Genomic DNA, 25,874 nt, shown 5'->3' on the forward strand with positions numbered 1-25,874 from the left:
CGCGCCGCTACGGCGCCATCGTCGCGCGAATCAGGTCATCGGCCATGTCGGGCAACACGCCGTCCGGGTTCCTGAGGCCGTACCGGCGATACCAGCTTTCATCGGCCTCGGGATGCGGGCCGGCGAGCCCGACGCGCCCTCTGCCGTAGCGGTACGTCGCGGCGGCGATATCGCGGTTCGGATACGTCGCCAGCACGACACCGCCCGAGCCGGCCGGCACGGCCGGGAGCATCGCGCCGTCCTGATAGTAGATCCAGCGCCTTTTGCCGCGCCAGACGACCGGCGTGACCGTGTCGGCGATGCCGTGAAGCGCCGAGCCCGGCCGGCCGACCTCGGAATCGATCTCGCCGTCGACCAGCCGGAAACCGTGTTCGCCCGCCAGGTACGCGCCCATGCAGAGCCCCAGGTAACGCCCGCCGTTCGACACGTAACGCCGCACGGCCCTGATTGCATTTTTCCCGATGCTGGCCGCCGCGCCGGAAATGTCCTGCCCCCCGCCGGGCTGCACATACAACGCCGCACCGGCCAGCGCGGCGGGCGTGATCTTGAGTTTTTCCGCCGGGCCGACGTAGATCACCTTGAACTTGTCGTCCGATTCCCGCAGGCGGCTGGCGATCGCCTCGGGGCAGCCATCGCACGCGGCGGGGCCGCGATAGACGAGCGCGACGGGCCGGCTCGCCTCGCGACGCGTTTCGTCGCCGGTCGCCGCCGCATGAACGGCCGACGACGCGACGAGCGACATCGCCAGGAAAATCGAGTCTCTGGATCGCATGGTCCTGAACACCGGAGTAAGAGGATCGCCGTCGCCGGGGACGAATCGGCGGGCACGCGCCAATTTCCGCCTCGCGCTGTCACACCCCGATCGCAAGCTGCGCGACAGGAAGCGTAGCCGCGCGAACGCGCCGCGTGTGTGCCGTTTCCCGCGTACTTGTGCAGAAATGTGCGGCACCGGCAACCTGATCCGGGCTCGCCGGCCGCCCACCGGGCCACGCCAGACAAGGCCAGCTCGGCCATGCAGCCCCGATGCCCGGCCCTTCGCACATCAACTCTTATATAAGACATAAGACATTTGACGTTCCAGACCATTGAGATTAGAATCCCGCTCAAAGCAGTGCCTGGAATCGCCCCGGAGTGCCGGCAAGGCCTTCCCCTCAAACGCAATATCAGCAGGTCTCCCCATGCTTGAAAACTTTCGTGCTCACGTGGCCGCCCGCGCCGCGCTCGGTATTCCTCCCCTGCCGCTGACGGCCCAGCAGACCGCCGAACTGGTCGAATTGCTGACGAACCCGCCGGCCGGCGAAGAGCAGACGCTGGTCGACCTGATCACCCATCGCGTGCCTGCCGGCGTCGACGAAGCCGCCCGCGTGAAGGCCGGCTTCCTGGCCGCCGTGGCCAAGGGCGAAACCGCCTGCCCGCTGATCTCGCGCGCACGCGCCACCGAACTGCTCGGCACGATGCTGGGCGGCTACAACATCCAGCCGCTGATCGAGCTGCTGTCCGACGACGCGGTCGCGGCCGTCGCGGCCGACGCGCTGAAGAAAACCCTGCTGATGTTCGACCAGTTCCATGACGTGAAGGAACTCGCCGACAAGGGCAACGCGCACGCGAAGGCCGTGCTGCAGAGCTGGGCCGACGCCGAATGGTTCACGAGCCGTCCGGAAGTGCCGCAAAGCCTGACCATCACCGTCTTCAAGGTGACGGGCGAGACCAACACCGACGACCTGTCGCCGGCGCCGGACGCCACCACCCGCCCGGACATCCCGATGCACGCGCTGGCGATGCTGAAGAATGCGCGCCCGGGCATCACGCCGGAAGAAGACGGCAAGCGCGGCCCGGTCAAGTTCATCGAATCGCTGAAGGAAAAGGGTCACCTGGTCGCGTACGTGGGCGACGTGGTCGGCACCGGCTCCTCGCGCAAGTCGGCCACCAACTCGGTGCTGTGGTTCACCGGCGAAGACATCCCGTTCGTCCCGAACAAGCGCTTCGGCGGCGTGTGCCTCGGCGGCAAGATCGCCCCGATCTTCTACAACACGATGGAAGATGCCGGCGCGCTGCCGATCGAGCTCGACGTGTCGCAGATGGAAATGGGCGACGTGGTCGAACTGCGCCCGTACGAAGGCAAGGCGCTGAAAGATGGCAAAGTGATCGCCGAATTCCAGGTCAAGTCCGACGTGCTGTTCGACGAAGTGCGCGCCGGCGGCCGCATTCCGCTGATCATCGGCCGCGGCCTGACCGCGAAGGCGCGTGAAGCGCTCGGCCTCGCGCCGTCGACGCTGTTCCGCCTGCCGCACCAGCCGGCCGACAGCGGCAAGGGCTTCTCGCTCGCGCAGAAGATGGTCGGCCGCGCATGCGGTCTGCCGGAAGGCCAGGGCGTGCGCCCGGGCACGTACTGCGAACCGAAGATGACCTCGGTCGGCTCGCAGGACACCACGGGCCCGATGACCCGCGACGAACTGAAGGATCTCGCCTGCCTCGGCTTCTCGGCCGACCTCGTGATGCAGTCGTTCTGCCACACCGCCGCGTATCCGAAGCCGGTCGACGTGAAGACGCACCAGACGCTGCCGAACTTCATCAGCACGCGCGGCGGTATCGCGCTGCGCCCGGGCGACGGCGTGATCCACTCGTGGCTGAACCGCATGCTGCTGCCCGACACCGTCGGCACCGGCGGCGATTCGCACACGCGCTTCCCGATCGGCATCAGCTTCCCGGCGGGCTCGGGCCTCGTCGCGTTCGCGGCCGCCACCGGCACGATGCCGCTGGACATGCCGGAATCGGTGCTGGTCCGCTTCAAGGGCAAGATGCAGCCGGGCGTCACGCTGCGTGACCTCGTCAACGCGATCCCGCTGTATGCGATCAAGCAAGGCATGCTGACGGTCGCCAAGCAAGGCAAGAAGAACATCTTCTCGGGCCGCATCCTCGAAATCGAAGGCCTGCCCGACCTGAAGGTCGAGCAAGCGTTCGAGCTGTCGGATGCGTCCGCCGAGCGTTCGGCCGCCGGTTGCACGGTGCACCTGAACAAGGAACCGATCATCGAGTACCTGAACAGCAACATCACGCTGCTCAAGTGGATGATCGCGCAGGGCTACCAGGATCCGCGCAGCCTGCAGCGCCGTATCGCGGCGATGGAACAGTGGCTGGCCGACCCGCAACTGCTCGCGCCGGATGCCGACGCCGAGTACGCGGCCGTCATCGAGATCGACCTCGCCGACATCCACGAGCCGATCGTCGCCTGCCCGAACGACCCGGACGACGTGAAGACGCTGTCCGACGTCGCCGGTGCGAAGATCGACGAAGTGTTCATCGGCTCGTGCATGACCAACATCGGTCACTTCCGTGCCGCGTCGAAGCTGCTGGAAGGCAAGCGCGACATCCCGGTCAAGCTGTGGGTCGCGCCGCCGACCAAGATGGACCAGAAGCAGCTGACGGAAGAAGGCCACTATGGCGTGTTCGGCACGGCCGGCGCACGCACCGAAATGCCGGGCTGCTCGCTGTGCATGGGTAACCAGGCTCAGGTGCGCGAAGGCGCGACGGTCATGTCGACGTCGACCCGCAACTTCCCGAACCGTCTCGGCAAGAACACGAACGTGTATCTCGGCTCGGCGGAACTGGCGGCGATCTGCTCGCGTCTGGGCAAGATCCCGACCAAGGAAGAGTACATGGCCGACATGGGTGTGCTCAGCGCGAACGGCGACAAGATCTACAAGTACATGAACTTCGACCAGATCGAAGACTTCAAGGAAGTGGCCGACACCGTGCAGATCTAAGCACGCAGTCGGGCTGCGGCGGGTGGTCGACGTCGCAGCGCACCGATAGGCGCCGCGGGCCGAATGGCTGCGGCGCCTTTTTTATGCGTCATCGGCCGGACGCGCCCGCCCGGTCAGTCGTACAGCGCGTGCAGTTGCTCGACCACGTCGAACGGCAAACCCTCGTCATACCCGTCCGCTTCTTCGAGATCGACGTACTCGCGGCCGTCGGTCGGCTGCAGCATCAGCGCCGGCACGGGCCGCGCGACCGGGACGTCCGGATAATCGTTCGGCCCCGCGCCATCGAAGTCGTACGGATCGAACCAGATTCCGTGATCGGCGTAATAGCCGTCGGCGTACCGTTGCTCGATTTCACGAAGCAGCCGGAACGTATCGCGTTGATACGACGCGTGGCCCAGATCGCTTTCGTTCGCGTACTGCACGAACCACGCAGCGCCGAGATTCCAGTAGATCAGCAACGCGGTCGCGCGATCGACGTTGCGGTTGTCCAGCAGCCAGCGCAACGCGCGGCCGTTGCCGTCGTAATTGGAGCGTGCGGCGAACCGGTGCCACTGCTCGGGCGTCGCGCCTTCGAGCCAGGCCCGGACGAGGTCCCACGCCTTCTGTTCGATGTCGGAGTCGTTCATGAATCGTATCTTGCGGAATGAGCGGTAACGAGAAGGGCTCGAATGATCGGCCATGCCAGCGCCGCGGCGCGACACTCATGCGGCGCCGCCACCCTGCCCTCGCCGGATGACCAGTTCGTTGAAGCCGGTGCCCGCGTCGAGCTCGCGCGAGAACCGGTGCGCGGGCAGCAGCACGAGCAGGATCTCGGCCGTCGTGCGCACCACGCAGCCGCTCGACACATGGCCGCCGGACACGCGACCATGCGCGTCGGAAACGGACATGTGCAGGTGCGCGCCGTCAGGCGACACCGAGCCGGCCAGCGTCAGGATTTCGAGGTCGCCGCGCAGTTCGGTCGGCGCGTCGACACCGGCGAAGCGCAGTTGCGCGACGCTCAGGCTGCCGATGCCCTGGATGACGAAGGCGGCGTGCGATTCGTGCTGGCGTAATGCCGTCTCGATGGCGCCGCGCAGATCGTCGCCGGGGGACAGACGCAGGGGATGGGCTTGCATGGACGAGAACCCGCTGGTGGACCGTGGTATCGACAAAGCGTACGTTCGTCTCGCGAATCGGGCAAGTCACACCGGCTCACCCGCGCCGATCGCTCGCCAGCAACCCGTACAACGCGCTGTCCGACACTTCGTCGCCGACGATCCAGCGTTCGCGCAGCAGCCCTTCCCGCGCGAAGCCGAGGCTTTCGAGCAGCCGCGCCGACGCGACGTTGCGCGGATCGATATCGGCCTCGATCCGGTTCAGCTTCAGCACGCCGAACGCATGCTCGATCACGGCCGTCGCCGCTTCGCGCATGTATCCGCCGCGCCAGAACCTGGGCCGCAGGCTGAAACCGATCTCGGCGCGCCGGCATTGCTCGTGCGCATGGAACAGCACGCATTCGCCGAGCGCCTCGCCGGTTTCGCGCAGTTCGAGCACGCAGATCAGGTCCTGCCCGCTCGCGGACGTCGTCAGGTTGCGCGCGACGCGCTCCGCGGCCTGCTCGATCCGCGTCATCGGCGAGAACGAGAAATAGCGCATCGCTTCGGCATCCGACCAGATCTCGAAGAACGCCTGCGCGTCGGCTTCGCGAGGCGGCCTCAGGACGAGGCGGGAGGTATCCAGCGTGACGGGTTCGAACAGGGGCATGGCAATGGTCTGACGAAATGGCGACCGTGAATTAGAACACGCCAGCCGTCCGTCAACAATTGCGCACCCGAGCGGCCAACCACGCGACACGACCGGGTCGCCCCGAAACAAGAAGGCCCGGGAAACCTCACCCGGGCCCTTCCGTTCACTTCATCCGCCATCGCGGCATGCGCTCACGCCTCCAGCGCCTCCAGCACCTTCCCCTTCGTCTCGATCCCGACGAAATGCACGGTCACCGCCGCGATCAGCGGCACGATGCCGATCAGGTAGAACGCCGGTGCGAGGTTCCCGCCGATGATCGCGTGCGGCACGACCATCGGCGCGACGAACGACGCGATCTTCAGCCATGCGCTGCCGAGCCCGCAGCCCGACGCGCGGATGCTCGTCGGATATTGCTCCGGCGTGTAGACGTACGCGGTGATGAACCCCGACGCCATCAACCCGAGCGACAGCGAGCAGAAGATCGCGACGACGTACACCGACGACGCGTGATAGACACCCGCGAGCGCCAGCGACAGCGCGCACAGCACGAACGACCACACGATCACCGGCTTGCGGCCGAGCTTGTCGACCAGCAGCGCGGAGGCCAGCGAGCCGAGCACGCCCATCACCGAGCCGATCACCGCGAGATTCAGCGCGAGCTGCAGCGGTGCGTGATAGAAGTTCTTGTAGATCGTCGGCAGCCACGTCGACAGCCCGTACTGGATGAACCCGCAGGTCGCCCACAACGTCGCCACCGCGAGCGTGCGCTTGCGATACGCGGCGCGGAACAGGTCGCTCATCCTGCGCTTCGGATGCTGGCGCACCATCTCGTCGAACGCGGCCGTCTGCGTGACGGGCGGCAGATCGCCGCGCACCGACGCTTCGAACGCGCTCGTCGCGCGCCCGGCTTCCGCGAGCCGTCCGCGCGACGCGAGCCAGCGCGGCGATTCCGGCACGAGGCGCGTCAGCACGAGCGCCAGGATCAGCGGCAACCCGCCGACGAAGTACATGATTTCCCAGCCGAAGCGCGGCACGAGCCACGCACCGAGCGCCATCGACACGAGCAGCCCGATCGGGAACACGATCTCGTACAGCAGCACGAAACGGCCGCGGCCATGGGCGCGCGTGATCTCGTTGATGTACGTCGCGGCGACCGGCAGCTCGCCGCCGAGCCCGAGCCCCTGCAGGATCCGCAGCAGCACGAACACCTCGAAGGTCGGCGCGAAGCCGCACGCGATGCTGGTGATGCCGATCACGGCCGAGCTCCACGCGATCGCCTTCACGCGACCGTGTTTTTCCGCGAGCGCGGGAAACAGGAACGCGCCGATCAGCTGGCCGATCGCGCCGGACGCGATCAGCATGCCGATCTGCGTCGGCGACAGTCCCCATTTGTGAATCAGCAACGGCAGCGTCGCCGCGATCGTGATCACGTCGAAGCCGTCGAAGAATGTCGCGGTGCCGATCAGCACGCGCGCGCGGATCTGCATCGCGTTGGCCGGAAGCCGCTCGAGCCGCGCGATGATCGCGCCGGGCGTGGAGGCGGCAGCTTCCATCGTGGCGCGACCGGCCACGACGTTGTCGAAAGTGCTCATGCGGGGGATCTCCTGGTCTTTCGCCGGTCAGGCAAGCGCTTGGGTTGTGTCTGCCAGGGCTTCCGTATCCACGGCCCGGCCCTGGTTCATCCACTTGCGCGCGAGCTTCAGCTCACGTGCGTTGTTCACGGCGATGACACCTCTCACCTGCCCATCGCCCACGAAAAACAGCGTCGCACGGCGCGCGGCGAGCTCGCCGCGCACGACGAGCTGCGCATCGGCCGGCAGATCGCCGAGAATCTGCAGGTTCACGTCGTACTGATCGGACCAGAACCACGGAATCTCCGCGTACGGCGCGCGCACGCCGAGCACGGCCTTCGCCGCCGCGATCGCCTGGTTCTGCGCGTTGGCCCACGATTCGAGCCGCACGCGCCGCTTCAGCCAGCCGTTGTGATGGTTCGCGACGTCGCCGCACGCGAAAATCGCCGGGTCGCTGGTCGCGCCGAATTCGTCGACGACGATGCCGTCGTCGACCGCCAGCCCCGCATCGCTCGCGAGCGACGCGTTCAGCGCGAGGCCGATGCCGGCCACCGCGAAATCGGCGTCGATCGTCGTGCCGTCGGCGAGCGTTGCGCGTACCTTCGATGCGTCGTCCGGCTGCGGGTCGAGCGACGCGAGCGCCGCGCCCGTGCGCACGTCGACCCCGTTCGAGCGATGCAGGTCGAGCAGGAAATCCGACACGATCTGCGGCACCGAGCGGCCGCACAGCCGCGGCGCGCCTTCGACCACGACGGCGTCGACGCCGAGCTTGCGCGCGGTCGCCGCGACTTCGAGACCGATCCAGCCGCCGCCGATCACGAGCACGCGCCGGCTCGCACGCAGTTTCTCGCCGAGCGCGGCCGCTTCGTCGAGCGTGCGCAGGTAATGCAGATTCGGCGTCCTGACGATCGAATCGGGCAGGCGGCGCGACGTGCCGCCGGTCGCGATCACGAGCCGGTCGTATTCGATCTCGCGCCCGCTCGCGGTCGTCACCACGCGTCGCGCACGGTCGATCGAGGCCGCGCGTTCCGGCTGCCACGCCTCGACGTTCAACGCGTCGAATTCGTCGGGACGCACGACGCGCACGGTCTCGATGTCGGCGTCGCCGGCCAGCACGGCCTTGGACAGCGGCGGACGCTCGTACGGCAGGTGCGGCTCGTCGGCGATCATCACGAGACGGCCCGCGTAGCCTTGCGCGCGCAGCGTCTTCAGCACCCAGCCGGCGGCCTGGCCGCCGCCGATCACGACGACCGTGCCCGGCGCGGGCTGCGCGGACGTATTCGCTTCGGTCATGATTTGCGCTCCGTCATGAACTTGCCTTCCGGCGCCTGCGCGTGCTTCTGCCGGCGCGTGTTGCCGTCGAGGCCGCCGTCGACGGCCCATTCGGCGAACACGGTCGGGCCCGGCTCGAATTCGCGCGGCTGCCATTCGGGCGTCAGCATGTCTTCGTCCGCGTAGTATTCGATCAGGCCGCCGGCGGGGTTCTGGAAGTACCAGAAGTACGCGGACGACACGGGGTGCCGCCCCGGACCGAGTTGCGTTTCCCAGCCGCAGCGGTCGATGTGCATGCCGCCGCCGAACACTTCATGGATGTCGCGCACGGTGAACGCGACGTGGTTCAGGCCACGCTTGCCCGTCGGCAGCGCGAGCAGGAACAGGTCGTGGTGGCCGCCGTGCGGCGCGCAGCGCATGAACGCGCCGCGGCCCGGGTAGCGGTCCGACGTCTCGAAGCCGAGCAGTTCGTGATAGAACTTTTCCTGCGCGTCGAGGCAGTTCGTGAAGAACACGACATGCCCGACCTCGACCGGCTCCGCGCGTGCATAGATCGGGCTCGGCTGGTCGACGCGCAGCGTCCGGCCCCACACGTTCGACGGCGAGCCCGTGATGTCGAGGGCGCGCTTGCGCGTGACTTCGATGCGGATCGCCATGCCGTTCGGGTCGATACAGCCGACCGCATCGTCCTGCGCGTAATAGCCGGGCTGGCCGGCGAGTGTCGTGCGCAGCGCGTCGAGTTCGCCCTGCGTCGCGACGCCCCACGTGACTTCCCGCAGCGTCGGACCCGCCTCGAATGCCGGCGGCAGCGCCGGATCGTCGGCCTTGACGGCCAGCACGGTGCAGCCGTTCAGCGTCTCGAAACGCGCACGCGTGTCGTCGTACGCGATTTCCTTCAGCCCCCAGTCGGCGAAAAAGCGCCGGCAGGTCGCGAGATCGTCGACGCCGTACGTGATCTGCTCGATTCCCAAAATGCTCATTGCGTCATTCCCCTTCGCTCAGTTCGCCCACGGCAGCGGCGCGTCGTTCAAGCCCCAGTAGAGGCTCTTCTGCTGCATGTACTCGCGGATGCCGAGACGCCCTTTCTCGCGCCCCATTCCGCTCTCCTTCCAGCCCGAGAACGGCGTGGAAATCGAAAACAGCTTGTACGTGTTGATCCATACGGTGCCCGTTTCGAGCGCGCGCGCGATGCGCCAGGCGCGCTTGTAGTCGCGCGTCCAGATGCCGGCCGCGAGGCCGAACACGCTGTCGTTCGCCTGCGCGATCAGCGACGCTTCGTCGTCGAACGGCATCGCGACGAGCACGGGCCCGAAGATTTCTTCCTGGCAGATGCGTGCACTGTTCGGCAAGCCTTCGAGAATCGTCGGCTGATAGAAGAAGCCGTTCTCGCGCCCGTCGCCCGACGGCCGCTCGCCGCCGCACAGCAGGCGGCCGCCTTCCTCGAGACCGAGCGCGACGTAGCGCTCCACCGATTCGCGATGCTTCGCGGTGATCAGCGGCCCCATCTGCGTGTCGGGCCGCGTCGGGTCGCCCACGCGCAGCTTGCGGGCGCCGGCCACCAGGCGCTTCATGAATTCGTCGGCCACCGCGCGCTGCACGAACAGCCGCGAACCGGCGATGCACGCTTCGCCCGACGAGCTGAAGATGCCGTACAGCACGCCGTTGACCGCGTGATCGAGATCGGCGTCGTCGCAGACGATCGTCGGCGACTTGCCGCCGAGTTCGAGCGACACCGGCATCAGCTTCTCGGCCGCGAGGCGCGCGATGCCGCGGCCCACTTCGGTGCCGCCCGTGAACGACACCTTCTTCACCAGCGGATGGCGCACGAGCACGTCGCCGATCACCGAGCCCTTGCCCGGCAGCACGCTCAGCACGCCCTTCGGCACGCCGGCTTCCTCGCAGATGCGCGCCAGCGCGAGCGACACGAGCGGCGTGACTTCGGCCGGCTTGAGCACGACCGCGTTGCCGCCGGCGAGCGCCGGCGCGAGCTTCTGCGCATCGGACGCGATCGGCGAATTCCACGGCGTGATGGCCGCGATCACGCCGATCGGCTCGTACACGCTCATCGTCAGGTAATCGCCGCGCGACGGCGTCAGTTCCTCGTCGAGCGTCTCGAGGCACGCCGCGAAATAGCGGAACGTGTTCGCCGCACTCGCCACCAGCACGCGCGTCTCGCCGATCGGCTTGCCGTTGTCGCGGCGCTGCAGATTCGCGAGCGCCTCGTGGCGCTGCATGATCAGGTCGGCAATGCGGTACAGCACCTGCGCGCGCTGGTGCGGCTTCAGCCCGGCCCAGTCGGCGCGACGCCAGGCGGCGTCGGCGGCCTCGACGGCTTCGGCCGCGTCTTCCGCGTTCGCCGTCGACACTTCCATGTTCAGCGACTGGTCGGCCGGATAAATGCTCGCGTAGGGCTCGCCACGGCCGCGCCGCCACTCGCCGCCCACCAGGATGGTGCCGTCGGGTACGAGGCTGGTATCGAAAGGAGTCATGTCACAAGTCCCACAATTCTGTGTCTGCGCGTCCGCCCTCGCCGTGGCGCGGGCGGACGGTCCAAGGCCCGGTCAGATCACGCAGCGGGCCGCGCGGTTGCGCAGCGCGCGGATCGCGCTGTACGCCGTCAGCGCGGACGTCTTCGGGTTGTCGGGCAACGGCTTGCCGCTCATTTCGAGCGACATCTCGCCGAACGCGCCGCGCGCGGTGATGCGGTGCACGTTGCGCTCGACCGCCGGATCGGCGATCAGCCGCACGTGCGTCGCGTCGAGGCCGAGGCCCGCGAGCGCCACGGTTGCCGCGACGTTCGCGTTCTTCGGATACAGCCGCGCGGCGTCGCGCGCGGTGCCTTCGAAGATCACCTTTTCCCCGGTCATCGCATGCAGGTCGCACAAGGCCTCGGCCGGCGTACCGAGCCAGCCGAGCGGCGGCTTGCGGCCGACGTACAGCACTTCGTCGAGGCCGCCCTGCTTCGCGGACGCCAGCGCGTCGATGCCGCCGATCGCGCCCGACAGCAGCGTCACCGTCGTGCCGCCTTCGTCGGCCGCCCGCGACAGCAGGTCGAGCAGCGCGAGATCGGACAGCGCGCCGATCGAGGCGACCGCGCAGTCGGTGCCGGCCTTCAGCAGCGGCACGACGTGATCGACGAGTGCGCCGTGGCCCGCGCATTCGAGCGCGAACTCGGGGCGGCGGGCCAGTGCGTCGACCGACGACACGACCTCCACCGCACCGCCGAGCACGCGCTGTACCTCCGCGCGCTGGTGTTCCGGCACGATCACGTGCGCGACGCGCAGCGACGCATCGTGCTCGACCGCGCGGTACACGGCCGCGCCGATCGCGCCGAAGCCGATCATCGCGACGTCGACGAGTGCGTGCGCGTTACGCATACTGGCGCTCCGTCGGCGCTTCCTTCTTCACCGGCGGGCCCGCGAACTGCGACGCGAACGTGCCGACCGACAGCATGTCGACTTCGACCATCACCGGCCCGTCCTTCGCCAACCCTTCGCGCACGATCGCCTCGGCGTCGTCGAGCGACGTGATCCGGTAGTGCGTGAGGCCGAAGCTCGCACAGAACTGCGCGAAATCGGGCTGGTGCAACTGCACGAAGCAGCGGCGGCCGCCGTAGTGCGCGTCCTGGATGTTGCGGATCACGCCGTAGCACTGGTCGTTCATCAGCACGATCATCACGTTCGCGTTTTCCTGCACGGCCGTCACGAGTTCGCCGACGTTGACCATCAGGCCGCCGTCGCCGACGAGGCAGACCGTCTTCGCCGCGGCGCCCGCGAGCGCCGCGCCGATGCCCATCTGGATGCCCTGGCCGATGCCGCCGCCGAGCGCATGCACGCCCGAGCGCGGCTCGAAGATCTTCAGCAGGCGGTTGCCCCACGTGCTGTTCGAGATCGTCACGTCGCGCACCCAGTTGTAGTCGCGGCCGACCGCGCCCTGCAGCGTGTCGACGAGCTTCTTGTACGGCCCGAGGCCCTTCGACACGTCGGCCACCGCCTGTTCGCGGGCCGCCGCGAGATCGGCCGCGAATTGCGGATCGACCGACAGGCGGCCTTCGAGGCAATCGGCCAGTTCGGCCAGCACGCGCTTCGAATCGCCGTGCACGAACAGTTCGTTGCGGTAGCCGCGGTTGTCGGCGAGCGCATCGGCGTCGACGCGGAACAGCGGCTGCGGCAGCGCGAGCTTGTACTTCAGCGTCTCGTTGCCGCGCAGGCGCGAGCCGACGACGACGAGCGCGTCGCAGGTCTTGTAGAACGCCTCGACGGACGCGTGCAGGTTGAACGCGCCGAGCGTCGCCGGATGATCCTCGGGCAGCACGCCGCGGCCCTGCACGCTCGTCACGACGCCGAAGCCGAGCTTCACGAGGCGTTCGACTTCCTCACGCGCGTGGCGCGCACCGCCGCCGAGCCACAGCAGCGGGCGGCGCTTCGCCGCGAGTGCGTCGGCGAGCTTCGCGACGCGCGCGGTGTCATGCTCGCGCACCGTGACGTGCGCCGGTGCGAGGTCTTCCGGCCATTCGATTTCGGCTGCCTGGATGTCGATCGGAATCTCGACCGACACGGGGCCCGTCGGCGCCGTTTGCGCGATGCGCACGGCTTCGCGGATCGTCGGCAGCACGGTTTCGACGGTGCGCACGCGGAACGCGGCCTTCGAGATCGAGTCGAGCATCGACAACTGGTCGGGCGCTTCGTGGATGTACGCCAGATCCTGGTCGAGGTAAGGCGTCTCGATCTGTCCCGTCACGTGCAGCAGCGCGGTGCCGGCCGTCAGCGCCTCGACCATCGCGCCGGCCGCATTGCCGGCCGCGGTGCCGGTGCTCGTGAACGCGACGCCGAGGCCGCCCGACACGCGGGCCAGCCCGTCGGCCATGTTCAATGCGCCCGCTTCGCCGCGCGCGCCGACATACCGGATGTTGCCGCGCGAGTTGATCGCGTCGAGGATCGGCATGTTGTGGATCGAGATGACACCGAATGCGGTTTTCACGCCGCACTGCTCGAGAAAGGCGGCAATCAGCTCGCCAACCGTGGTTTTTTTAGACATGGCGTGCAAAGCCTCCAGAAACGTCGATATGGCTGCCCGTCGTGTACGACGACAGATGCGTTGCGAGATAAAAGAGTGCCCAGGCGGCCTCGTCAGGCTTGCCGAAGCGGTTCAGCGGAATGTTCTTCTTGCGGGCGAGCGCGCCCGTCCAGTCGTCCCAGCTTTCGCCGGGCTGCGCCTGCGTGTCGTAGCGACGGCGCCACTGCCCCGACTCGACGATGCCGATCAGGATCGAGTTCACGCGGATGCGCTGCGGCGCCAGTTCGGTCGCGAGCGACTTCACGAGGCTTAGCACGCCCGCGCGCGCCGACGACGTCGCGACCATGTGCGGCTCCGGCTGCAGCGCGAGCAGCGAGTTCACGCACGTGATCGTCGGCGCCTGCGCGTCGCGCAGCAGCGGCAGGAACGCGCGCGTCGGGCGGATGATGCTGAAGTACTTCAGCTCGAGTTCTTCGCGCCATGCGTCGTCGGTCGTATCGGCGAAGGTCGACACGCGACCCTGGCCGGCGTTGTTGACCAGCATGTCGGCACGGCCGAAGCGCGCCGATACCGCCTGCGCGAATGCGGCCACGTCGGCTTCGTCGAGCACGTTGCAGCGCGCGGCGAGCAGTTGCGCGCCCGGGTATTTCCCGCCGAGCATCGCTTCGGCGCGCGCCAGGCGGTCGCCGTCGCGGCCGCAGATTGCAACCGACGCGCCCGCTTGCAGGAACCGTTCGGCCGTCGCGAGGCCGATGCCGGACGAACCGCCCGTCACCACCGCGACCTGCCCGGTCAGATCGATCTGAATCATCGGAGTCCTAAAGCCTTCAGAAACGTGTGCTCGTCATCCGAGCGGTAATTGAGCCGCCGCGACAATTCCGCCGCCGCGCGCTGCACCTTGTCGATCAGCCCGTCCGCGATCAGCGCCGCGTCAATCTCCGGACGCGGCACCGTCACCGTGATGCACGCGACGATCTTCTGCGTCTCGTTGCGCACCGGCGCCGTGACCACCGAGATGCCGCGCTCGAACGACGAATTGCTGACGCCGTAGCCGCGCAGCGCATCCTCGCGGATCACGTCGTACAGCGCGTCGACCGTTTCCGGCGTCGCGCTCGTCATCCGGGTCAGCGCGCCGTCCGGATACAGCGCATGCAGCTCCTTCAGCGACAGGTCGCCCATCAGCACATGGCCGTGGGTCGTCGCATGCGCGGGCAGGCGCGTGCCGACGTTCACGCGGATCGAGCTGAACACCGGCGACTGGCTCTGCGCCTTTGCGACGAACACCACGTCGCGGCCGTCGCGGATCACGATGTGCGTCGTGAAGCCGGTCGCATCGCGCAGGCTTTCGATCACCGGCAGGCCGAGATCGGTCAGCTCCAGCGAGCTCAGGTATTCGAAGCCGAGCCGCAACACGGCGATGCCGAGCTTGTAGTTGCGATCCTTGTCCGCACGCTCGAGAAAGCCGAGCGATTCGAGCGTCTGCAGCAGACGGAACACCGTCGTGCGCGGAATGCCGAGCCGCTTCGACAGTTCGGGCGCGCCGAGCACCGGCTCGCGCGGCGAGAATTCGGCCAGAATCCGCAGCCCGCGTTCGAGGCCCGGCACCACATAGTTCGCGTCGGCCTTCGCGTGTTCGGATGCCGGTCGTTGCAGCGGTTCGCTCATGCCAGCCCCCGCTGTGGGTCGCATTGACGGCAGAAACCGTCGATCAAGGCGGAATAAACGGCCGGCGCTTCCACGTAGCCGGCGTGGCCTGCTTGCGGAATCACCTGCAGCGCGACGTGCGCGGCCGCGGCGATCCGCTCGCACGCGGCGGGCGGCGTGATCGCGTCGTGCGCGCCGACGGCCACGGCCGTGCGGCCGCGAAAGCCGGCGAGATCGGTCGCGAGATCGGCATTCGCGAGCAGGTGCGTGGCCTGCGCGTAGCCGGCCGGCACGATGCGCGCCATGTTCCAGCGCACCCACGCCTTCGCTTCCTCGTTCGCGAAACCGGACAGCATGTTGCCGCTGCGCTGCTCGGCGAGCCCGGCCGGACCGAGCGCCGCGAGCATCGCGAGCCGCGCGTCGCGGCGCGCGTCGCGCGTATCGGCCGGCGCGCTGCCGTAACCGCCCGCGGGCGATACCAGCAGCAGGCCGGCGATCCGCGCAGGCACCGCGCGGGCGAGACCGCCCGCGACGATCGCGCCGAGCGAATGACCGACCAGCACGCAGCGTTCGATGCCGAGTGCCTCGAGCCACGCGTTCAGCGATGCCGCGTAATCGGCGGCATCCGGCGACGCGCCGTGCACGGGCGTCGACACGCCGTAACCGGGCGCATCCCATGCGAGCACGCGCCGCGACGCGCCGAGCGTGTCGAGCTGGCGAACCCACGATGCGGCGCCCGAGCCGATCCCGTGCAGCAGCACGACGGGCAGCGCGCGGCCCGCATGCTGCGCGCCGGCCTCGCGGTAACCGATCGTGCCCGCCGCGCCGGCCGCGCAACGCTGCTCGGGAAACTGCCCGAGCAGCGCGGCGAACGCCGCGGTGCGGTCGCGTTCACGTTTGTCGATGACACTCATTGCTTCACCGGCTCCGTCTCAACGCTTGATCTTCGCGAGCGGCGAATCGGGCGGATACGTCGGCGTGATCGGCTTCGGTGACCCGAGCATCACGCACATCAGCGCATCTTCCTCGCCAACGTTGATTTCCGTGCGATACACGCCCGGCGGCACCGAGATCAGGTCGCGCTCGCCGAGGATCGCTTCCCATGTCTCGCCGTCGCGCTCGCAGATGACCTTCATCTTGCCGCGCAGCACGAAGAAGATTTCCTCGACGTCGGTGTGGATGTGGCTCGGGCCGATGTTGCCGGCCGGAATGACCATCGTCGAGAACGTGAAGCCGCCGGCCGGCACCGTGTTGACGTCCTTCGCGACGCCCGTGCCGCCCGTGCCGACGTAGCGCATCTGCGCGCGGCGGTACTTCGGGTCGTAGTCGGCCTGGAACTTCAGCGCGTCCCAGTCGTAGCGCCGCGTCGCGTAACGCGCGACACGCCCTTCCATCCAGTCGTTGAAGCTTGCGCCTTCCGGCTGGTCCCACGACTTGCGTTCGAGATCGGCGTCCGCCATCGTCCACTCCTTCATTCAGTGTGAAAACATCAATTCATTACGAAGCCGCCGTTCACCGGCAGCAATTGACCCGTCACGAAGCGCGCGCCGTCCGACAGCAGGAACAGCACGGGGCCCGTCACGTCGTCGGGCACCTGCGCGCGCGTCAGCGCGCGGCCCTGCAGGTAGAACGCGTGACGCTCGGCCGGCACGTAGGCGGTCGCCTCGACTTCGGTGAGCCCAGGCGCAATCGCGTTGACCGTCACGCCGTGCGCACCGAACTCGCGTGCCTGCGCATGCGTCATCGCGATCACCGCGCCCTTGCTCGCGACGTACGCGAGCAGCTTCGGCGCGCCCCACAGCGCGGTGTCCGATGCGAGGTTCACGATTGCGCCGCGGCCCGACTGCGCGAGGTGCGGCAGCGCTGCATTGCTGACGAGCCACACGCCGCGCACGTTCACGTTCATCACGGCGTCCCACGTCGACACGTCGAGCTCCGTCGACAGCTTGCCGCCCGAGTTCGTGATCGCCGCGTTGTTGATCAGCGCATCGATGCCGCCGAGCGCCGCGGCACCTTGCGCGACGAACGCGTCGATGCTCGCCGGATCGGCCAGGTCGAGCGCGAGGAAATGCGCGGCGTGGCCCGCTTGCGCGAGTTCCGCGGCCAGCGCGCGGCCCTCTTCGACGAGCACGTCGCCGAACGCGACCTGCGCGCCCGCGGCGGCGAGCGCCCTCACGAACGCCGCACCGAGACCGCGTGCGCCGCCCGTGACGAGCACGCGGCGCCCCGGCAGCGGCACGACCGGAGCGAGCTCAGCCATTCGCGGGCTCCGAAGCGGCGTGTGCCGCGCGATGCGCATCGAGTGCGGACAGGTGTTCCTGCGCACGCTGGCGCAGCATCCGGCGCACGCGCGTGATGCCGACGTCGTGCTGGTACAGGTATTCGTGATCGCGCGCGTGCGGCGCGAGGCTTTCGAGGACGTAGCGGTCCTGCTCGAGCACGTCCCAGTGCAGGCCCTCGAGACGGTTGCGGTACATGAAGCGCCACACGTCGCGCCGCCAGCCGCCGACCTTGCGCGTCCGCCAGAAATAGACCTGGCAGTTGTCGCCGTCGACCGGCGTCGCGAAGCCGATGATCCCGAAGTTGCCGCCCGGACCGAACTTCTGCTTGTACGGAATCGCGAGGCGCATCCACAGGCAACCCGTTTCGCCGAGCTCGACCCAGTCGAAGTTCACGTCGCGCTGGCCGGTCTTCTCGAACATCAGGCCCGTTTCCGTCTTGCGCACGCGCATGTCGGCCTGCTTGTCGCCTTCGGCCATCGAGTGCGACGTCGCGTGCAGGTACGCGCCGTGCATCGGGTCCATCACGTTGTCGATCGCGTACTGGTAATTGCACTTCCAGTTCGACACGCACAGGAAATGGGCGTACTCGTCGGCGACCAGTTCCTCGGGCAGGTTCAGCGGCGCCGGCTCGCCGTGCGCTTCGTCGCCGAACCACAGGAAGATCGCGCCGGCCTTCTCTTCCACCGGGTACGACTTCACGCACTTCGTGCCTTCGAGCGGACAGTTCGATACGGCCGGCACGCGGTTGACGGTGCCGCCGCCGTCGACTTCGATGCCGTGATACCAGCACGCGATGCTGCCGCCGAGGTTCCAGCCGAGCGACAGGCGCGCGCCGCGGTGCGGGCAGCGATCCTCGAGCGCGTGGACCTTGCCGTCGTGATCGCGCCACAGCACGATCTGCTCGGACAGGCGCGTGAGGCCGACGGGTGCATTCGACACCTGCCAGCTGGGTGCAACGGGATACCAGTAGTTCTTGATGCCGCGGTCGAGATAGTCACGGACCGGGTCGTGTTGGACTGCGTGTTGGACTGCGTGTTGTACGGGGGACGTCATCAGTGTGCTCCGGATGCGGTTGTCGTCGGGTCGGCGTTCACGCGCGCGGCGCGCTCATTCCGCCAGCGCGGCCATTTCGGCGCGGAAACGTTCGGCGGTCCACGCAGTGCCGTCCGGTGCGCGGAAGCCGATGCGGTTCAGGCCCGCGACGACGTCGTCCAGCTCGGTCGCACCGGCTTCGAACACGCGCTCGAGCGCATCGCCGAGATCGTTCTCGTACTGCGTCGGCGCGGCCTTGCGGTTCTGCCAGACCTGGTTCTCGACCTGGCCGGGGATCTCGATCTGCCCCTTGCCCGCGACGTTGTTCGGCTGCGGCGCCACCCACGGCTTCAGGAAGGGATTGAAGTTGACGGTCGCTTCTTTCATGTCATTCCACCTTGATCTGGATTTCCTCGCCGGCGAGGCGCACCGCGTACTGCTTCAGCGCGCGCCCGCCCGGACCCTTCAGGCATTCGCCCGTCTTGATGTCGAACACGGCCTCGTGCAGCGGGCATTCGACCGTGCCTTCGTCGACGAACCCCTGCGTCAGCAGCGCGTACGCATGCGGGCACACGTTTTCGAGCGCATACACGTCGTCGCCGACGCGATAGATCCCGATTTCGACGCCGTCGGTCCGCTTGAACTCGATCGGCGTGTCTTCCGACAGCGCGCCGGCGTGACCGGCGCAAATCCATTGCTCTGACATCTCGCACCCTTCCTTCTGATCGACTCTCGGTTTGTTCCGATTTGTTCCATATCAGGAACATCAGTTTATGGATGGTGATTATAGGAGCGACCTTCCGTGAGTAAAATAAAAAGCTGCATGTCCTAGGGAAAACACTGACCGTGCGATCGGCGATCGCCTTCGATCACCTTGTCAAATGTAATTTTTTGTTGTGTGACGGGCATTTATCGTCATTTTCGGGGCATCACGCACCGATGCCGGGCATCGTCGGAAAACCCTTCCGGCCCGAAAAATTTATTTTTGATACGGTGCTTGACGACTCTATACTCCATTCCATCAGAGGCACGTCGTTCCTTGTATGGAACACAAAAATGCCCACCAAATGGCGAACCCCAGTGCGACGGCCGGCCGTCCCCGCACATGCCGCCATGGCACGTTTTCATCAGGTTGGAGATTCAGGAGATCAAATGGTCAAGCATGCGGTAGCAGCAGCAGTGGTCGGATTGGGCGCCGCGTCGGGCGCGTGGGCGCAGAGCAGCGTGACGCTGTACGGCAGCCTGGATGCGGGCGTCGCATACGTGAACAACGTCGGCGGCCATGCAAAGTGGGCGATGATCCAGGGCAACACCCAGCCCGACCGGTGGGGCCTGAAGGGCAAGGAAGATCTCGGCGGCGGCCTGTCGGCGATCTTTCAGCTCGAAAACGGCTTCTATACGAACAACGGCCAGTTCGCGACCGCGAACACGATCTGGAACCGCGCGGCATTCGTCGGCCTGAGCTCCGACCGCTACGGCACGCTGACGCTCGGCCGCCAGACGCCGCTGTCGTTCGACTATCTCGATCCGCTCAGCACGGCCTACCTCGCGTTGAGCTGGTACGCGTTCCACCCCGGCAACATCGACGGGCTCGCCGCGACCGGCAACGTGCCGTACAACAACGCGGTCAAGTACCGCTCGCCGACCTTCGCGGGCTTCTCGGCCGCGGCCACGCTGGCGCTCGGCAACACGACGAACTTCTCGACCGGCAAGTCGGTCGGCGTCGCGCTGAACTATGCGAACGGGCCGTTCAAGGCGTCGGCCGTGTACTCGAACGAGCACGACCGCTCGATCCTGATCAGCCAGACCGGCATTACGTCGTTCCAGGGGCAGAACACCGCGAACGGCTATCTCGCGAACAAGGTCGAGAACATCGGCGCGGGCGCGTCCTACCAGTTCGGCGACTTCCTCGTGCATGGCCTCTACACGCGCACGAAGATGCAGTCGAACGGCTATTCGGATACGTTCCAGAGCTACGACGCGGGCGTGAACTACCGCAGCAGCGCGTTCAACACGATCGCGGGCGGTGCGGCGACCACGACGCTGGCCGGCCGCCGCTGGACGCAGGTCGAGCTCGGCGACATCTACGCGCTGTCGAAGCGCACGCAGCTCTATGCGAACGTGCTCTACGAACACGGGTCGGGCGGCGCGAAGGCCGCGTTCTTCACGGCCGGCGTGTCGAGCACCGCGAACCAGGTGATCGTCCTGACCGGGATCCATCACTCGTTCTGAGCGGTGCCGGGCGTCCGGCGCCTGAAACGAAAAGAGCGGCCCGCGGGCCGCTCTTTCTTCTGTGCGCGGCCGCGTGCGGCGGCCTGCCCGAAGCGTCGATGTCAGAACATCGCGACCTTGTGGCGCGCGTGCGCGAACGTCGGATCGCTTTCGAGCGGACGATAGTTCAGCCGCTGCGACAGGTCGACCGCCGCGCCGCACACGGCTTCGACGAGCCGTTCCTTCTCGCCGGCCTCGCCGATCTCCGAACGCGGCACCGTCGCGGTGATCGCCGCGACGATCGAGCCCGACTGATCGCGCACGGGCGCGGTCACCGCCGAAATGCCGCTCTCGAACGCCGCCTCGCTGACCGCGTAGCCGAGCCGCGCGTAGTGGCGCACGCGTTCGTACAGCTCGTCGACGCTGCCCGGCGTGCGCTCGGTGAACTGCTCGAGTTTTTTCTCCGGATAGAGCTGACGCAACGCGTCGCGCGTGAGGTCGCCCATCAGCACGTGGCCGTGCACGGTCGCATGCGCGGGCAAGCGCGTGCCGACGTGCACCTTCACCGAACCGAACATCGACGTATTGCTCTGCGCCTTCGCGACGAACACGACGTCGCGCTGGTCGCGGATCAGCAGATGCGTCGACAGGCCGGTCGCATCGCGCAGCCGTTCGAGCACGGGCGTACCGAGATCGGTCAATTCAAGCGAGTTCAGGTATTCGAAACCGAGCCGCAGCACGCCGACGCCAAGCCGGAAATAACGGTCGCCGTTCACGCGCTCGAGGAAGCCGAGCGCCTCGAGCGTCTGCAGCAGGCGGAACGTGGTCGTGCGCGGAATGCCGATGCGCTTCGACAGTTCCGGCGCGCCGAGCACGGGCTCGCGCGCGGAGAATTCGGCCAGGATCCGCAGCCCGCGTTCGAGCCCCGGCACCAGGTAGGACGACGCGCCGCCGGACGATTCGTCGTCGCCGGGCGCCGCCGGATCGGGTGCGCCGCTCATCGTTGTCTTGACCATGTGGACATGGACGAAAGGAAATCAGTCACGAAACAGGTCATGGATCATCGTGGATATTCAGTCATGCTACCTCAGCGCGCGCGCCGGATCGCACCGGCACGCACGCCGTGACGCAACATGCGCATCCACACCGCGATGCGGTGTCATTCAAGGTCGAGAGGATAGCAGCGTTGGACGGCGCGACGCCATGCGGGAATCGCCGAACGGCGGGCAGCCGGCCGCACCGCCGAGGTGCGGCCGGCCCGTGTCCGGCGTGGCGCGCCGGATCGCCTACAGGCGCGACAGGTAGACGCGAATGTTCGCGCGGTCGTAGGTGAAGCCGCCGGCCGGATCCGGCTCCAGCACCCGCGCGAGATCGACCGCATACATCCAGCCGCTGCCCAGCAGGCCGCCGTTGATCGCGCGGATCCGGCTGCCGCCGACGGCGATCGCCGCATGAAACACGTTGCCGTTTCTGGAGAAGCCGACCGCGGTGCCCGCCGGAATGCTCGCGCGTCCGTCCCATTGATCGCCGGTCTCGAAGTTGAACCGCGACTTCCACAGCTGGCCGATCGTGTCGAGCAGCGCACCGGGCGCGATCAGCGCGTCGGCACGCAGCAGATACCGGACATAGGCCGCGGCGTCGTAGCAGACGCCGCCGGACACGTACTCGTTGATGTTGGCCATCCCGAACATCAGCGCCTGCGCGTGTTTTTGCCTTTCGCCGAGGCCGGATTGGGCGACATGCCCGCCTAGCTGGGTCAGTTGCATGGATAGCTCCTTGTGAGGAAAACGGACGCCGTCGTCCCGCCGGCGCGATAACCTCATATCTTATTACGATATCCGCCGGCGCCGACCCTGCTCCGGGTGTCACGGCGTGCGCGCCGCCGCCAACGCGTCGGGATTCGGCGCGAGCCGCGGGCGCACCCGCAACGGCTGCGGCATGTCGGGCCGCGGCTCCGCCAGCGGGCCGGTCATGAGCAGTTGCCGCAGCGTCGCATCGGCACCGGGATCGCCGAGCGACACGAACTCGACGCGCGTGACGACGTCCCGCATGCGGTGTCGCGCGATGCGCGCCGCGCGGCGGACAAAAAGCTGAAAACGGAAAGGAATCGGGCAAGCACCGCCCGGCGGCGGGCGGCGAAAGGGGGACGGCGAGAGGCGATCCTCGGGCGGACCGCCGCGACGGCGTCAGGCCGTCACGGCTGCGTCATATTCGGCGCGGGCAAGCTGGCCGGCGGCGTACGCCTCGGCCTCGCCGCGAAAGCCTTCCTGGCTGAACGCAACGACTTTCACACCGACGCCGGTCGCCCGCTTCACCGTCAGCGCCCATTGCCATCCGCCGTCTTGCTCGAAGACGTGCAGCGAGGGTTCGAAGGAAGGGTCGAGTACGGTCACGCGTTTTGCTCCCGCCCCTTGCGCGCCGCATAGGCCACACTCGAGGCATGTCGAAAGGGTCGCGCCGGTGTGCCGACGCGCTTCTGCCATTTGACAGTCTAGTCAATAATTGTTGCGACGCACCATCAGAGGTTTCACTCATCTATCGGAACCGGCCGGTCGATCGAAACTGACTGAAACCCATACGGCACGGGCTTCCGCACCGCGCGGGGCGATGCGGCATCGCATTCGTGCGGCAACGTGCCGCACACGCGAACGATTGCTTGCGTCGGCCATTCGTGGATCGCATAAACGGGGCGCGACCTATCCGGCGGACATCACGCGCCGGAAAGTCAGGTTGACGCGCTCGCCCTGCACACCCGGCGCCTTCGGCACGCGGTGCTGCCATTCCGCCTGCGTGCGCCCGCGCATCACGAGCAGGCTGCCGTGCACGAGGCGATACGCATGCGTGATGCCGGTCGCGCGGTGGCGCAGATCGAACACGCGCATCGCCCCGAGGCTCACCGATGCGATCACCGGTTCATCCCCGAGCGCCGGCTCGTTGTCCGCATGCCAGCCGAGGCCGTCCAGCCCGTTCCGATAGCGATTGAGCAGCACGCTGTTGAAGCGCGTACCGCACGTCGCCTCGACCGCCTGCTTCAGGTCGAGCACGGCCGGCGTCCACGGCGCGGGCACGTTGCGGATCCCCGAGTACACGTAGACGGCATCCGGCTCGCCCTGCCACGCGGTCAGCCTCGGCAACGGAAGGCGGCCGCGCGGCGTGCGGATCGTGTCCTGCCGCCAGGCGACCTCGCCGATCAGCGCGGCCAGCGCGCGATCGGCATCGGGTTGCGCGAGCCAGTCGGGATACCAGTCCACGTCGGGCACGGGCGTGTCAGCGAAGAAATCGGGGGTCGACATGTCGGAAGGAACGGGCGAGAAACGGAACGAACGAGGCCTGTCTGCATACTAGCCAACGGCGCCCCGCCCCGCCATGCGCTGTCATTCGCCGATGAAAGGAAGCGGCCGCGTGCCGCGATGCGCATTCGCGCATCACGCTATCATCGCGGCGTGTCGCGGCACGCCCCGCCGAGGGGCGCCGCTTTTCTCCGCCATGCCGGCCGGCGCGACCCGGCCGCATTCTTCCCGGATCCCATCATGACGACGCTCTCCGATTCCGCCCTCGATCAACTGTTTCGCTCCGCCCGCACGCACAACGCGTGGCAGGACAAACCCGTCGACGACGCGCTGCTGCACCGCCTGATCGACCTGACGAAATTCGGCCCGACGTCGGCGAACTCGAGCCCCGCGCGCTTCGTGTTCGTGAAGTCGCCCGATGCGAAGGCGCGCCTGAAACCCGCGCTGTCCGAAGGCAACCTCGCGAAAACGATGGCCGCGCCCGTCACCGTGATCGTCGGGATGGACTACGCGTTCCACGAGCACCTGCCGCGCCTGTTCCCGCACGCCGACGCACGCAGCTGGTTTGCCGGCAACGATGCGCTGATCGAGGCCACCACGTTCCGCAACGCGTCGCTGCAAGGCGCTTACCTGATCCTGGCCGCACGCGCGCTCGGCCTCGACGCGGGCCCGATGTCGGGCTTCGACGGCGCGAAGGTCGATGCCGAATTCTTCGCGGGCACCGCGATCAAGAGCAACTTCCTCGTGAATCTCGGCTACGGCGATCCGGCCGGCCTGTTCCCGCGCAGCCCGCGCTTCGATTTCGACGACATCGCACGCATCGAATAACGGTTGCGAGCGCGGGCCCGTTCACGCCGATAACGGGCTTGCGCCGGCCTCAACCACGCGTCAAGCGGATCAGCGCGATCTCGGACGGCACGCCGAAGCGGTTCGGCGGCCCCCAGTATCCGGTGCCGCGGCTCGTATAAAGCCACATGTCGCCGAAGCGGTTCAGCCCGCCGATCACCGGCTGCTGCATCCGTACGAACGGCGGCCACGGCAGGAACTGGCCGCCGTGCGTATGGCCCGACAGCTGCACGGTGTAACCCGCGCGATTCGCCGCTTCCGCGCTGCGCGGCTGATGCGCGAGCAGGATCTTCGTGCCGACGTCGCGCGGTGCACCCGCCAGCGCCTGCTCGGGGTCGCTGCGATGCGCGGGATCGAACCCGCCGGCCGTGAAATCGGTCACGCCCGCGAGCACCGCGCGCGCGCCGTCATGCTCGATCAGCACGTGCTCGTTCAGCAGCACCGTCAGCCCGATGCGGCGGAACTCGTCGATCCACTCGTGTGCGCCCGCGTAATACTCATGATTGCCGGTCACGAGGAAGCTGCCGTGCCGCGACCGCATCTGGCCGAGCGGCGCCGTGTGGTCGCGCAGGCGCTTGACCGAACCGTCCACCACGTCGCCGGTCACGACCACCAGGTCGGCGTCGAGCGCATTGACCGCACGCACGATCCGTTCAATGTACGGCCGCTTGATCGTCGGCCCGACGTGGATGTCGGACAGCTGGACGATCGTCAGCCCGTCGAGCGCCGCCGGCAGCCCCGCCACCGGAATCGACACGCGCTTGACCGCCGCCGTGCGGCGCGCGCCGACGAACCCGATCGCGGTAACGAGCACCGCGGCCGCCAGCACGCCGAGCGCCGTGTCGGTCGCGGCGCCGCGCCACCCGCCGTCGTGTCCGAGATACCGCCACGCGACCACGCCGAGCAGCACGAACTCGCGCAGCAACGTCAGCACCAGCAGCGACGAAAAAAAACCCATCACGAGCGCGCCGGCCCAGCCGACCAGCGTCGCCGCCCAGCCTTCGTCGAAGCGGCGCGAGAACATGCCGACCGGAATCAGCACGACGAAACTCGCCAGCACGAGCGCCGCGATCGTGCGCGCGACCGGCGACGCGAATGCATCGGGAATGATCCGCATCCCGACGTACAGATGGAACAGCACGCCGATTGCAATGAACCGGACAAAGAAACTTCGCATGGAACACTCACCTTCGTTGCGATACCGCTTCCGCGACGCGCGGC

27 protein-coding genes are annotated in these 25,874 nt (G+C 67.7%); 3 read left to right on the plus strand and 24 right to left on the minus strand.

Going from position 1 to position 25,874, the window contains the following annotated elements:
• Positions 1 to 7 precede the first annotated feature (7 nt).
• Complete coding sequence (locus tag HWX00_RS33725; RefSeq protein WP_226194301.1) at positions 8 to 949, minus strand: BPL-N domain-containing protein; 942 nt, start codon at positions 947 to 949, stop codon at positions 8 to 10.
• A gap of 229 nt (positions 950 to 1,178) precedes the next feature.
• Between HWX00_RS33725 and acnB the strand changes: the two genes are divergently transcribed.
• A complete protein-coding gene (acnB, locus tag HWX00_RS33730) occupies positions 1,179 to 3,764 on the plus strand; it encodes a bifunctional aconitate hydratase 2/2-methylisocitrate dehydratase (RefSeq protein ID WP_034189884.1) in 2,586 nt (861 codons plus the stop codon).
• 113 nt (positions 3,765 to 3,877) lie between these two features.
• Here the strand turns inward: acnB and HWX00_RS33735 are convergent, their stop codons facing one another.
• The 17 genes from HWX00_RS33735 to HWX00_RS33815 form a co-directional block, all read right to left on the minus strand.
• Positions 3,878 to 4,390, minus strand: a complete 513-nt coding sequence (locus HWX00_RS33735; protein WP_124610035.1) for a DUF4274 domain-containing protein — start codon at positions 4,388 to 4,390, stop codon at positions 3,878 to 3,880.
• 75 nt (positions 4,391 to 4,465) lie between these two features.
• Positions 4,466 to 4,879 (minus strand): PPC domain-containing DNA-binding protein, encoded by a 414-nt coding sequence (locus tag HWX00_RS33740; protein ID WP_124610034.1) that lies wholly within the window; start codon positions 4,877 to 4,879, stop codon positions 4,466 to 4,468.
• Between the two features lie 76 nt (positions 4,880 to 4,955).
• Complete coding sequence (locus tag HWX00_RS33745; protein WP_049032715.1) at positions 4,956 to 5,507, minus strand: GNAT family N-acetyltransferase; 552 nt, start codon at positions 5,505 to 5,507, stop codon at positions 4,956 to 4,958.
• Between the two features lie 173 nt (positions 5,508 to 5,680).
• The gene (locus HWX00_RS33750) at positions 5,681 to 7,081 is read right to left on the minus strand and encodes an MFS transporter (RefSeq protein ID WP_034189888.1); all 1,401 of its coding nucleotides are present in this window, start codon (positions 7,079 to 7,081) and stop codon (positions 5,681 to 5,683) included.
• A 27-nt stretch (positions 7,082 to 7,108) separates the two neighbouring features.
• Positions 7,109 to 8,353, minus strand: coding sequence for an NAD(P)/FAD-dependent oxidoreductase (locus tag HWX00_RS33755; protein WP_034189889.1), 1,245 nt, complete (start codon positions 8,351 to 8,353; stop codon positions 7,109 to 7,111).
• Positions 8,350 to 9,312: a VOC family protein gene (locus tag HWX00_RS33760; protein ID WP_034189890.1), complete on the minus strand. Its 963-nt coding sequence runs from the start codon at positions 9,310 to 9,312 to the stop codon at positions 8,350 to 8,352. The genes HWX00_RS33755 and HWX00_RS33760 overlap by 4 nt, the downstream gene beginning before the upstream one ends.
• 18 nt (positions 9,313 to 9,330) lie before the next feature.
• Positions 9,331 to 10,821, minus strand: a complete 1,491-nt coding sequence (locus tag HWX00_RS33765) for an aldehyde dehydrogenase (RefSeq protein WP_175027920.1) — start codon at positions 10,819 to 10,821, stop codon at positions 9,331 to 9,333.
• A 72-nt stretch (positions 10,822 to 10,893) separates the two neighbouring features.
• On the minus strand, positions 10,894 to 11,709 hold the full coding sequence (locus HWX00_RS33770) for an aspartate dehydrogenase (protein ID WP_175027921.1): 816 nt from the start codon (positions 11,707 to 11,709) through the stop codon (positions 10,894 to 10,896).
• A complete protein-coding gene (locus tag HWX00_RS33775; protein ID WP_175027922.1) occupies positions 11,702 to 13,369 on the minus strand; it encodes a thiamine pyrophosphate-binding protein in 1,668 nt (555 codons plus the stop codon). The genes HWX00_RS33770 and HWX00_RS33775 overlap by 8 nt, the downstream gene beginning before the upstream one ends.
• Positions 13,362 to 14,159, minus strand: a complete 798-nt coding sequence (locus HWX00_RS33780) for an SDR family oxidoreductase (protein WP_049030514.1) — start codon at positions 14,157 to 14,159, stop codon at positions 13,362 to 13,364. Before HWX00_RS33780 ends, HWX00_RS33775 begins: the two co-directional genes overlap by 8 nt.
• Positions 14,156 to 15,013, minus strand: a complete 858-nt coding sequence (locus HWX00_RS33785) for an IclR family transcriptional regulator (protein WP_069706375.1) — start codon at positions 15,011 to 15,013, stop codon at positions 14,156 to 14,158. The genes HWX00_RS33780 and HWX00_RS33785 overlap by 4 nt, the downstream gene beginning before the upstream one ends.
• Positions 15,010 to 15,906 carry an alpha/beta fold hydrolase gene (locus HWX00_RS33790; RefSeq protein WP_034189896.1) on the minus strand — a complete coding sequence of 299 codons (897 nt, stop codon included), beginning with the start codon at positions 15,904 to 15,906 and terminating at the stop codon, positions 15,010 to 15,012. Before HWX00_RS33790 ends, HWX00_RS33785 begins: the two co-directional genes overlap by 4 nt.
• An 18-nt stretch (positions 15,907 to 15,924) precedes the next feature.
• On the minus strand, positions 15,925 to 16,452 hold the full coding sequence (locus HWX00_RS33795) for a cupin domain-containing protein (protein ID WP_034189947.1): 528 nt from the start codon (positions 16,450 to 16,452) through the stop codon (positions 15,925 to 15,927).
• A gap of 29 nt (positions 16,453 to 16,481) precedes the next feature.
• Complete coding sequence (locus HWX00_RS33800) at positions 16,482 to 17,252, minus strand: SDR family oxidoreductase (protein ID WP_034189897.1); 771 nt, start codon at positions 17,250 to 17,252, stop codon at positions 16,482 to 16,484.
• Positions 17,245 to 18,327: an aromatic ring-hydroxylating dioxygenase subunit alpha gene (locus tag HWX00_RS33805; protein ID WP_175027923.1), complete on the minus strand. Its 1,083-nt coding sequence runs from the start codon at positions 18,325 to 18,327 to the stop codon at positions 17,245 to 17,247. The genes HWX00_RS33800 and HWX00_RS33805 overlap by 8 nt, the downstream gene beginning before the upstream one ends.
• 54 nt (positions 18,328 to 18,381) lie before the next feature.
• On the minus strand, positions 18,382 to 18,693 hold the full coding sequence (locus tag HWX00_RS33810; protein WP_034189899.1) for a recombinase-like helix-turn-helix domain-containing protein: 312 nt from the start codon (positions 18,691 to 18,693) through the stop codon (positions 18,382 to 18,384).
• 1 nt (position 18,694) lies between these two features.
• Entirely contained in the window at positions 18,695 to 19,012 is a 318-nt protein-coding gene (locus HWX00_RS33815; protein WP_006489883.1) for a non-heme iron oxygenase ferredoxin subunit, read from the minus strand.
• Positions 19,013 to 19,458: 446 nt separating this feature from the next.
• On the opposite strand from HWX00_RS33815, the gene HWX00_RS33820 reads away from it, so the two are divergent.
• Positions 19,459 to 20,538, plus strand: coding sequence for a porin (locus tag HWX00_RS33820; RefSeq protein WP_034189900.1), 1,080 nt, complete (start codon positions 19,459 to 19,461; stop codon positions 20,536 to 20,538).
• Between the two features lie 101 nt (positions 20,539 to 20,639).
• On the opposite strand, the gene HWX00_RS33825 is transcribed toward HWX00_RS33820, so the two are convergent.
• The 5 genes from HWX00_RS33825 to HWX00_RS33845 form a co-directional block, all read right to left on the minus strand.
• A complete protein-coding gene (locus tag HWX00_RS33825; RefSeq protein WP_175027924.1) occupies positions 20,640 to 21,533 on the minus strand; it encodes an IclR family transcriptional regulator in 894 nt (297 codons plus the stop codon).
• A gap of 270 nt (positions 21,534 to 21,803) precedes the next feature.
• The gene (gene tecA, locus HWX00_RS33830; RefSeq protein ID WP_049035372.1) at positions 21,804 to 22,283 is read right to left on the minus strand and encodes a type 6 secretion system effector deamidase TecA; all 480 of its coding nucleotides are present in this window, start codon (positions 22,281 to 22,283) and stop codon (positions 21,804 to 21,806) included.
• Between the two features lie 99 nt (positions 22,284 to 22,382).
• A complete protein-coding gene (locus HWX00_RS33835; protein WP_069706373.1) occupies positions 22,383 to 22,568 on the minus strand; it encodes a hypothetical protein in 186 nt (61 codons plus the stop codon).
• Positions 22,569 to 22,703: 135 nt separating this feature from the next.
• Positions 22,704 to 22,910 (minus strand): hypothetical protein, encoded by a 207-nt coding sequence (locus HWX00_RS33840; protein ID WP_034189904.1) that lies wholly within the window; start codon positions 22,908 to 22,910, stop codon positions 22,704 to 22,706.
• 303 nt (positions 22,911 to 23,213) lie between these two features.
• Positions 23,214 to 23,810 carry an alpha-ketoglutarate-dependent dioxygenase AlkB family protein gene (locus HWX00_RS33845; RefSeq protein ID WP_175027925.1) on the minus strand — a complete coding sequence of 199 codons (597 nt, stop codon included), beginning with the start codon at positions 23,808 to 23,810 and terminating at the stop codon, positions 23,214 to 23,216.
• 237 nt (positions 23,811 to 24,047) lie between these two features.
• On the opposite strand from HWX00_RS33845, the gene HWX00_RS33850 reads away from it, so the two are divergent.
• A complete protein-coding gene (locus tag HWX00_RS33850; protein WP_175027926.1) occupies positions 24,048 to 24,635 on the plus strand; it encodes a malonic semialdehyde reductase in 588 nt (195 codons plus the stop codon).
• A gap of 49 nt (positions 24,636 to 24,684) precedes the next feature.
• Here the strand turns inward: HWX00_RS33850 and HWX00_RS33855 are convergent, their stop codons facing one another.
• Positions 24,685 to 25,830 carry a metallophosphoesterase gene (locus tag HWX00_RS33855; protein WP_175027927.1) on the minus strand — a complete coding sequence of 382 codons (1,146 nt, stop codon included), beginning with the start codon at positions 25,828 to 25,830 and terminating at the stop codon, positions 24,685 to 24,687.
• Positions 25,831 to 25,874 lie beyond the last annotated feature (44 nt).

This window comes from Burkholderia seminalis DSM 23518, from assembly GCF_902832885.1.
GTDB classification, from domain to species: Bacteria; Pseudomonadota; Gammaproteobacteria; order Burkholderiales; family Burkholderiaceae; genus Burkholderia; species Burkholderia seminalis.

What these genes read in the sequence shown, in the direction of transcription:
- acnB (WP_034189884.1), top strand. Translation starts at nt 1,179, where the DNA reads ATGCTTGAAAACTTTCGTGCTCACGTGGCCGCCCGCGCCGCGCTCGGT.
- HWX00_RS33735 (WP_124610035.1), bottom strand. Translation starts at nt 4,390, where the DNA reads ATGAACGACTCCGACATCGAACAGAAGGCGTGGGACCTCGTCCGGGCC.
- HWX00_RS33740 (WP_124610034.1), bottom strand. Translation starts at nt 4,879, where the DNA reads ATGCAAGCCCATCCCCTGCGTCTGTCCCCCGGCGACGATCTGCGCGGC.
- HWX00_RS33745 (WP_049032715.1), bottom strand. Translation starts at nt 5,507, where the DNA reads ATGCCCCTGTTCGAACCCGTCACGCTGGATACCTCCCGCCTCGTCCTG.
- HWX00_RS33750 (WP_034189888.1), bottom strand. Translation starts at nt 7,081, where the DNA reads ATGAGCACTTTCGACAACGTCGTGGCCGGTCGCGCCACGATGGAAGCT.
- HWX00_RS33755 (WP_034189889.1), bottom strand. Translation starts at nt 8,353, where the DNA reads ATGACCGAAGCGAATACGTCCGCGCAGCCCGCGCCGGGCACGGTCGTC.
- HWX00_RS33760 (WP_034189890.1), bottom strand. Translation starts at nt 9,312, where the DNA reads ATGAGCATTTTGGGAATCGAGCAGATCACGTACGGCGTCGACGATCTC.
- HWX00_RS33765 (WP_175027920.1), bottom strand. Translation starts at nt 10,821, where the DNA reads ATGACTCCTTTCGATACCAGCCTCGTACCCGACGGCACCATCCTGGTG.
- HWX00_RS33770 (WP_175027921.1), bottom strand. Translation starts at nt 11,709, where the DNA reads ATGCGTAACGCGCACGCACTCGTCGACGTCGCGATGATCGGCTTCGGC.
- HWX00_RS33775 (WP_175027922.1), bottom strand. Translation starts at nt 13,369, where the DNA reads ATGTCTAAAAAAACCACGGTTGGCGAGCTGATTGCCGCCTTTCTCGAG.
- HWX00_RS33780 (WP_049030514.1), bottom strand. Translation starts at nt 14,159, where the DNA reads ATGATTCAGATCGATCTGACCGGGCAGGTCGCGGTGGTGACGGGCGGT.
- HWX00_RS33785 (WP_069706375.1), bottom strand. Translation starts at nt 15,013, where the DNA reads ATGAGCGAACCGCTGCAACGACCGGCATCCGAACACGCGAAGGCCGAC.
- HWX00_RS33790 (WP_034189896.1), bottom strand. Translation starts at nt 15,906, where the DNA reads ATGAGTGTCATCGACAAACGTGAACGCGACCGCACCGCGGCGTTCGCC.
- HWX00_RS33795 (WP_034189947.1), bottom strand. Translation starts at nt 16,452, where the DNA reads ATGGCGGACGCCGATCTCGAACGCAAGTCGTGGGACCAGCCGGAAGGC.
- HWX00_RS33800 (WP_034189897.1), bottom strand. Translation starts at nt 17,252, where the DNA reads ATGGCTGAGCTCGCTCCGGTCGTGCCGCTGCCGGGGCGCCGCGTGCTC.
- HWX00_RS33805 (WP_175027923.1), bottom strand. Translation starts at nt 18,327, where the DNA reads ATGACGTCCCCCGTACAACACGCAGTCCAACACGCAGTCCAACACGAC.
- HWX00_RS33810 (WP_034189899.1), bottom strand. Translation starts at nt 18,693, where the DNA reads ATGAAAGAAGCGACCGTCAACTTCAATCCCTTCCTGAAGCCGTGGGTG.
- HWX00_RS33815 (WP_006489883.1), bottom strand. Translation starts at nt 19,012, where the DNA reads ATGTCAGAGCAATGGATTTGCGCCGGTCACGCCGGCGCGCTGTCGGAA.
- HWX00_RS33820 (WP_034189900.1), top strand. Translation starts at nt 19,459, where the DNA reads ATGGTCAAGCATGCGGTAGCAGCAGCAGTGGTCGGATTGGGCGCCGCG.
- HWX00_RS33825 (WP_175027924.1), bottom strand. Translation starts at nt 21,533, where the DNA reads ATGGTCAAGACAACGATGAGCGGCGCACCCGATCCGGCGGCGCCCGGC.
- tecA (WP_049035372.1), bottom strand. Translation starts at nt 22,283, where the DNA reads ATGCAACTGACCCAGCTAGGCGGGCATGTCGCCCAATCCGGCCTCGGC.
- HWX00_RS33835 (WP_069706373.1), bottom strand. Translation starts at nt 22,568, where the DNA reads ATGCGGGACGTCGTCACGCGCGTCGAGTTCGTGTCGCTCGGCGATCCC.
- HWX00_RS33845 (WP_175027925.1), bottom strand. Translation starts at nt 23,810, where the DNA reads ATGTCGACCCCCGATTTCTTCGCTGACACGCCCGTGCCCGACGTGGAC.
- HWX00_RS33850 (WP_175027926.1), top strand. Translation starts at nt 24,048, where the DNA reads ATGACGACGCTCTCCGATTCCGCCCTCGATCAACTGTTTCGCTCCGCC.
- HWX00_RS33855 (WP_175027927.1), bottom strand. Translation starts at nt 25,830, where the DNA reads ATGCGAAGTTTCTTTGTCCGGTTCATTGCAATCGGCGTGCTGTTCCAT.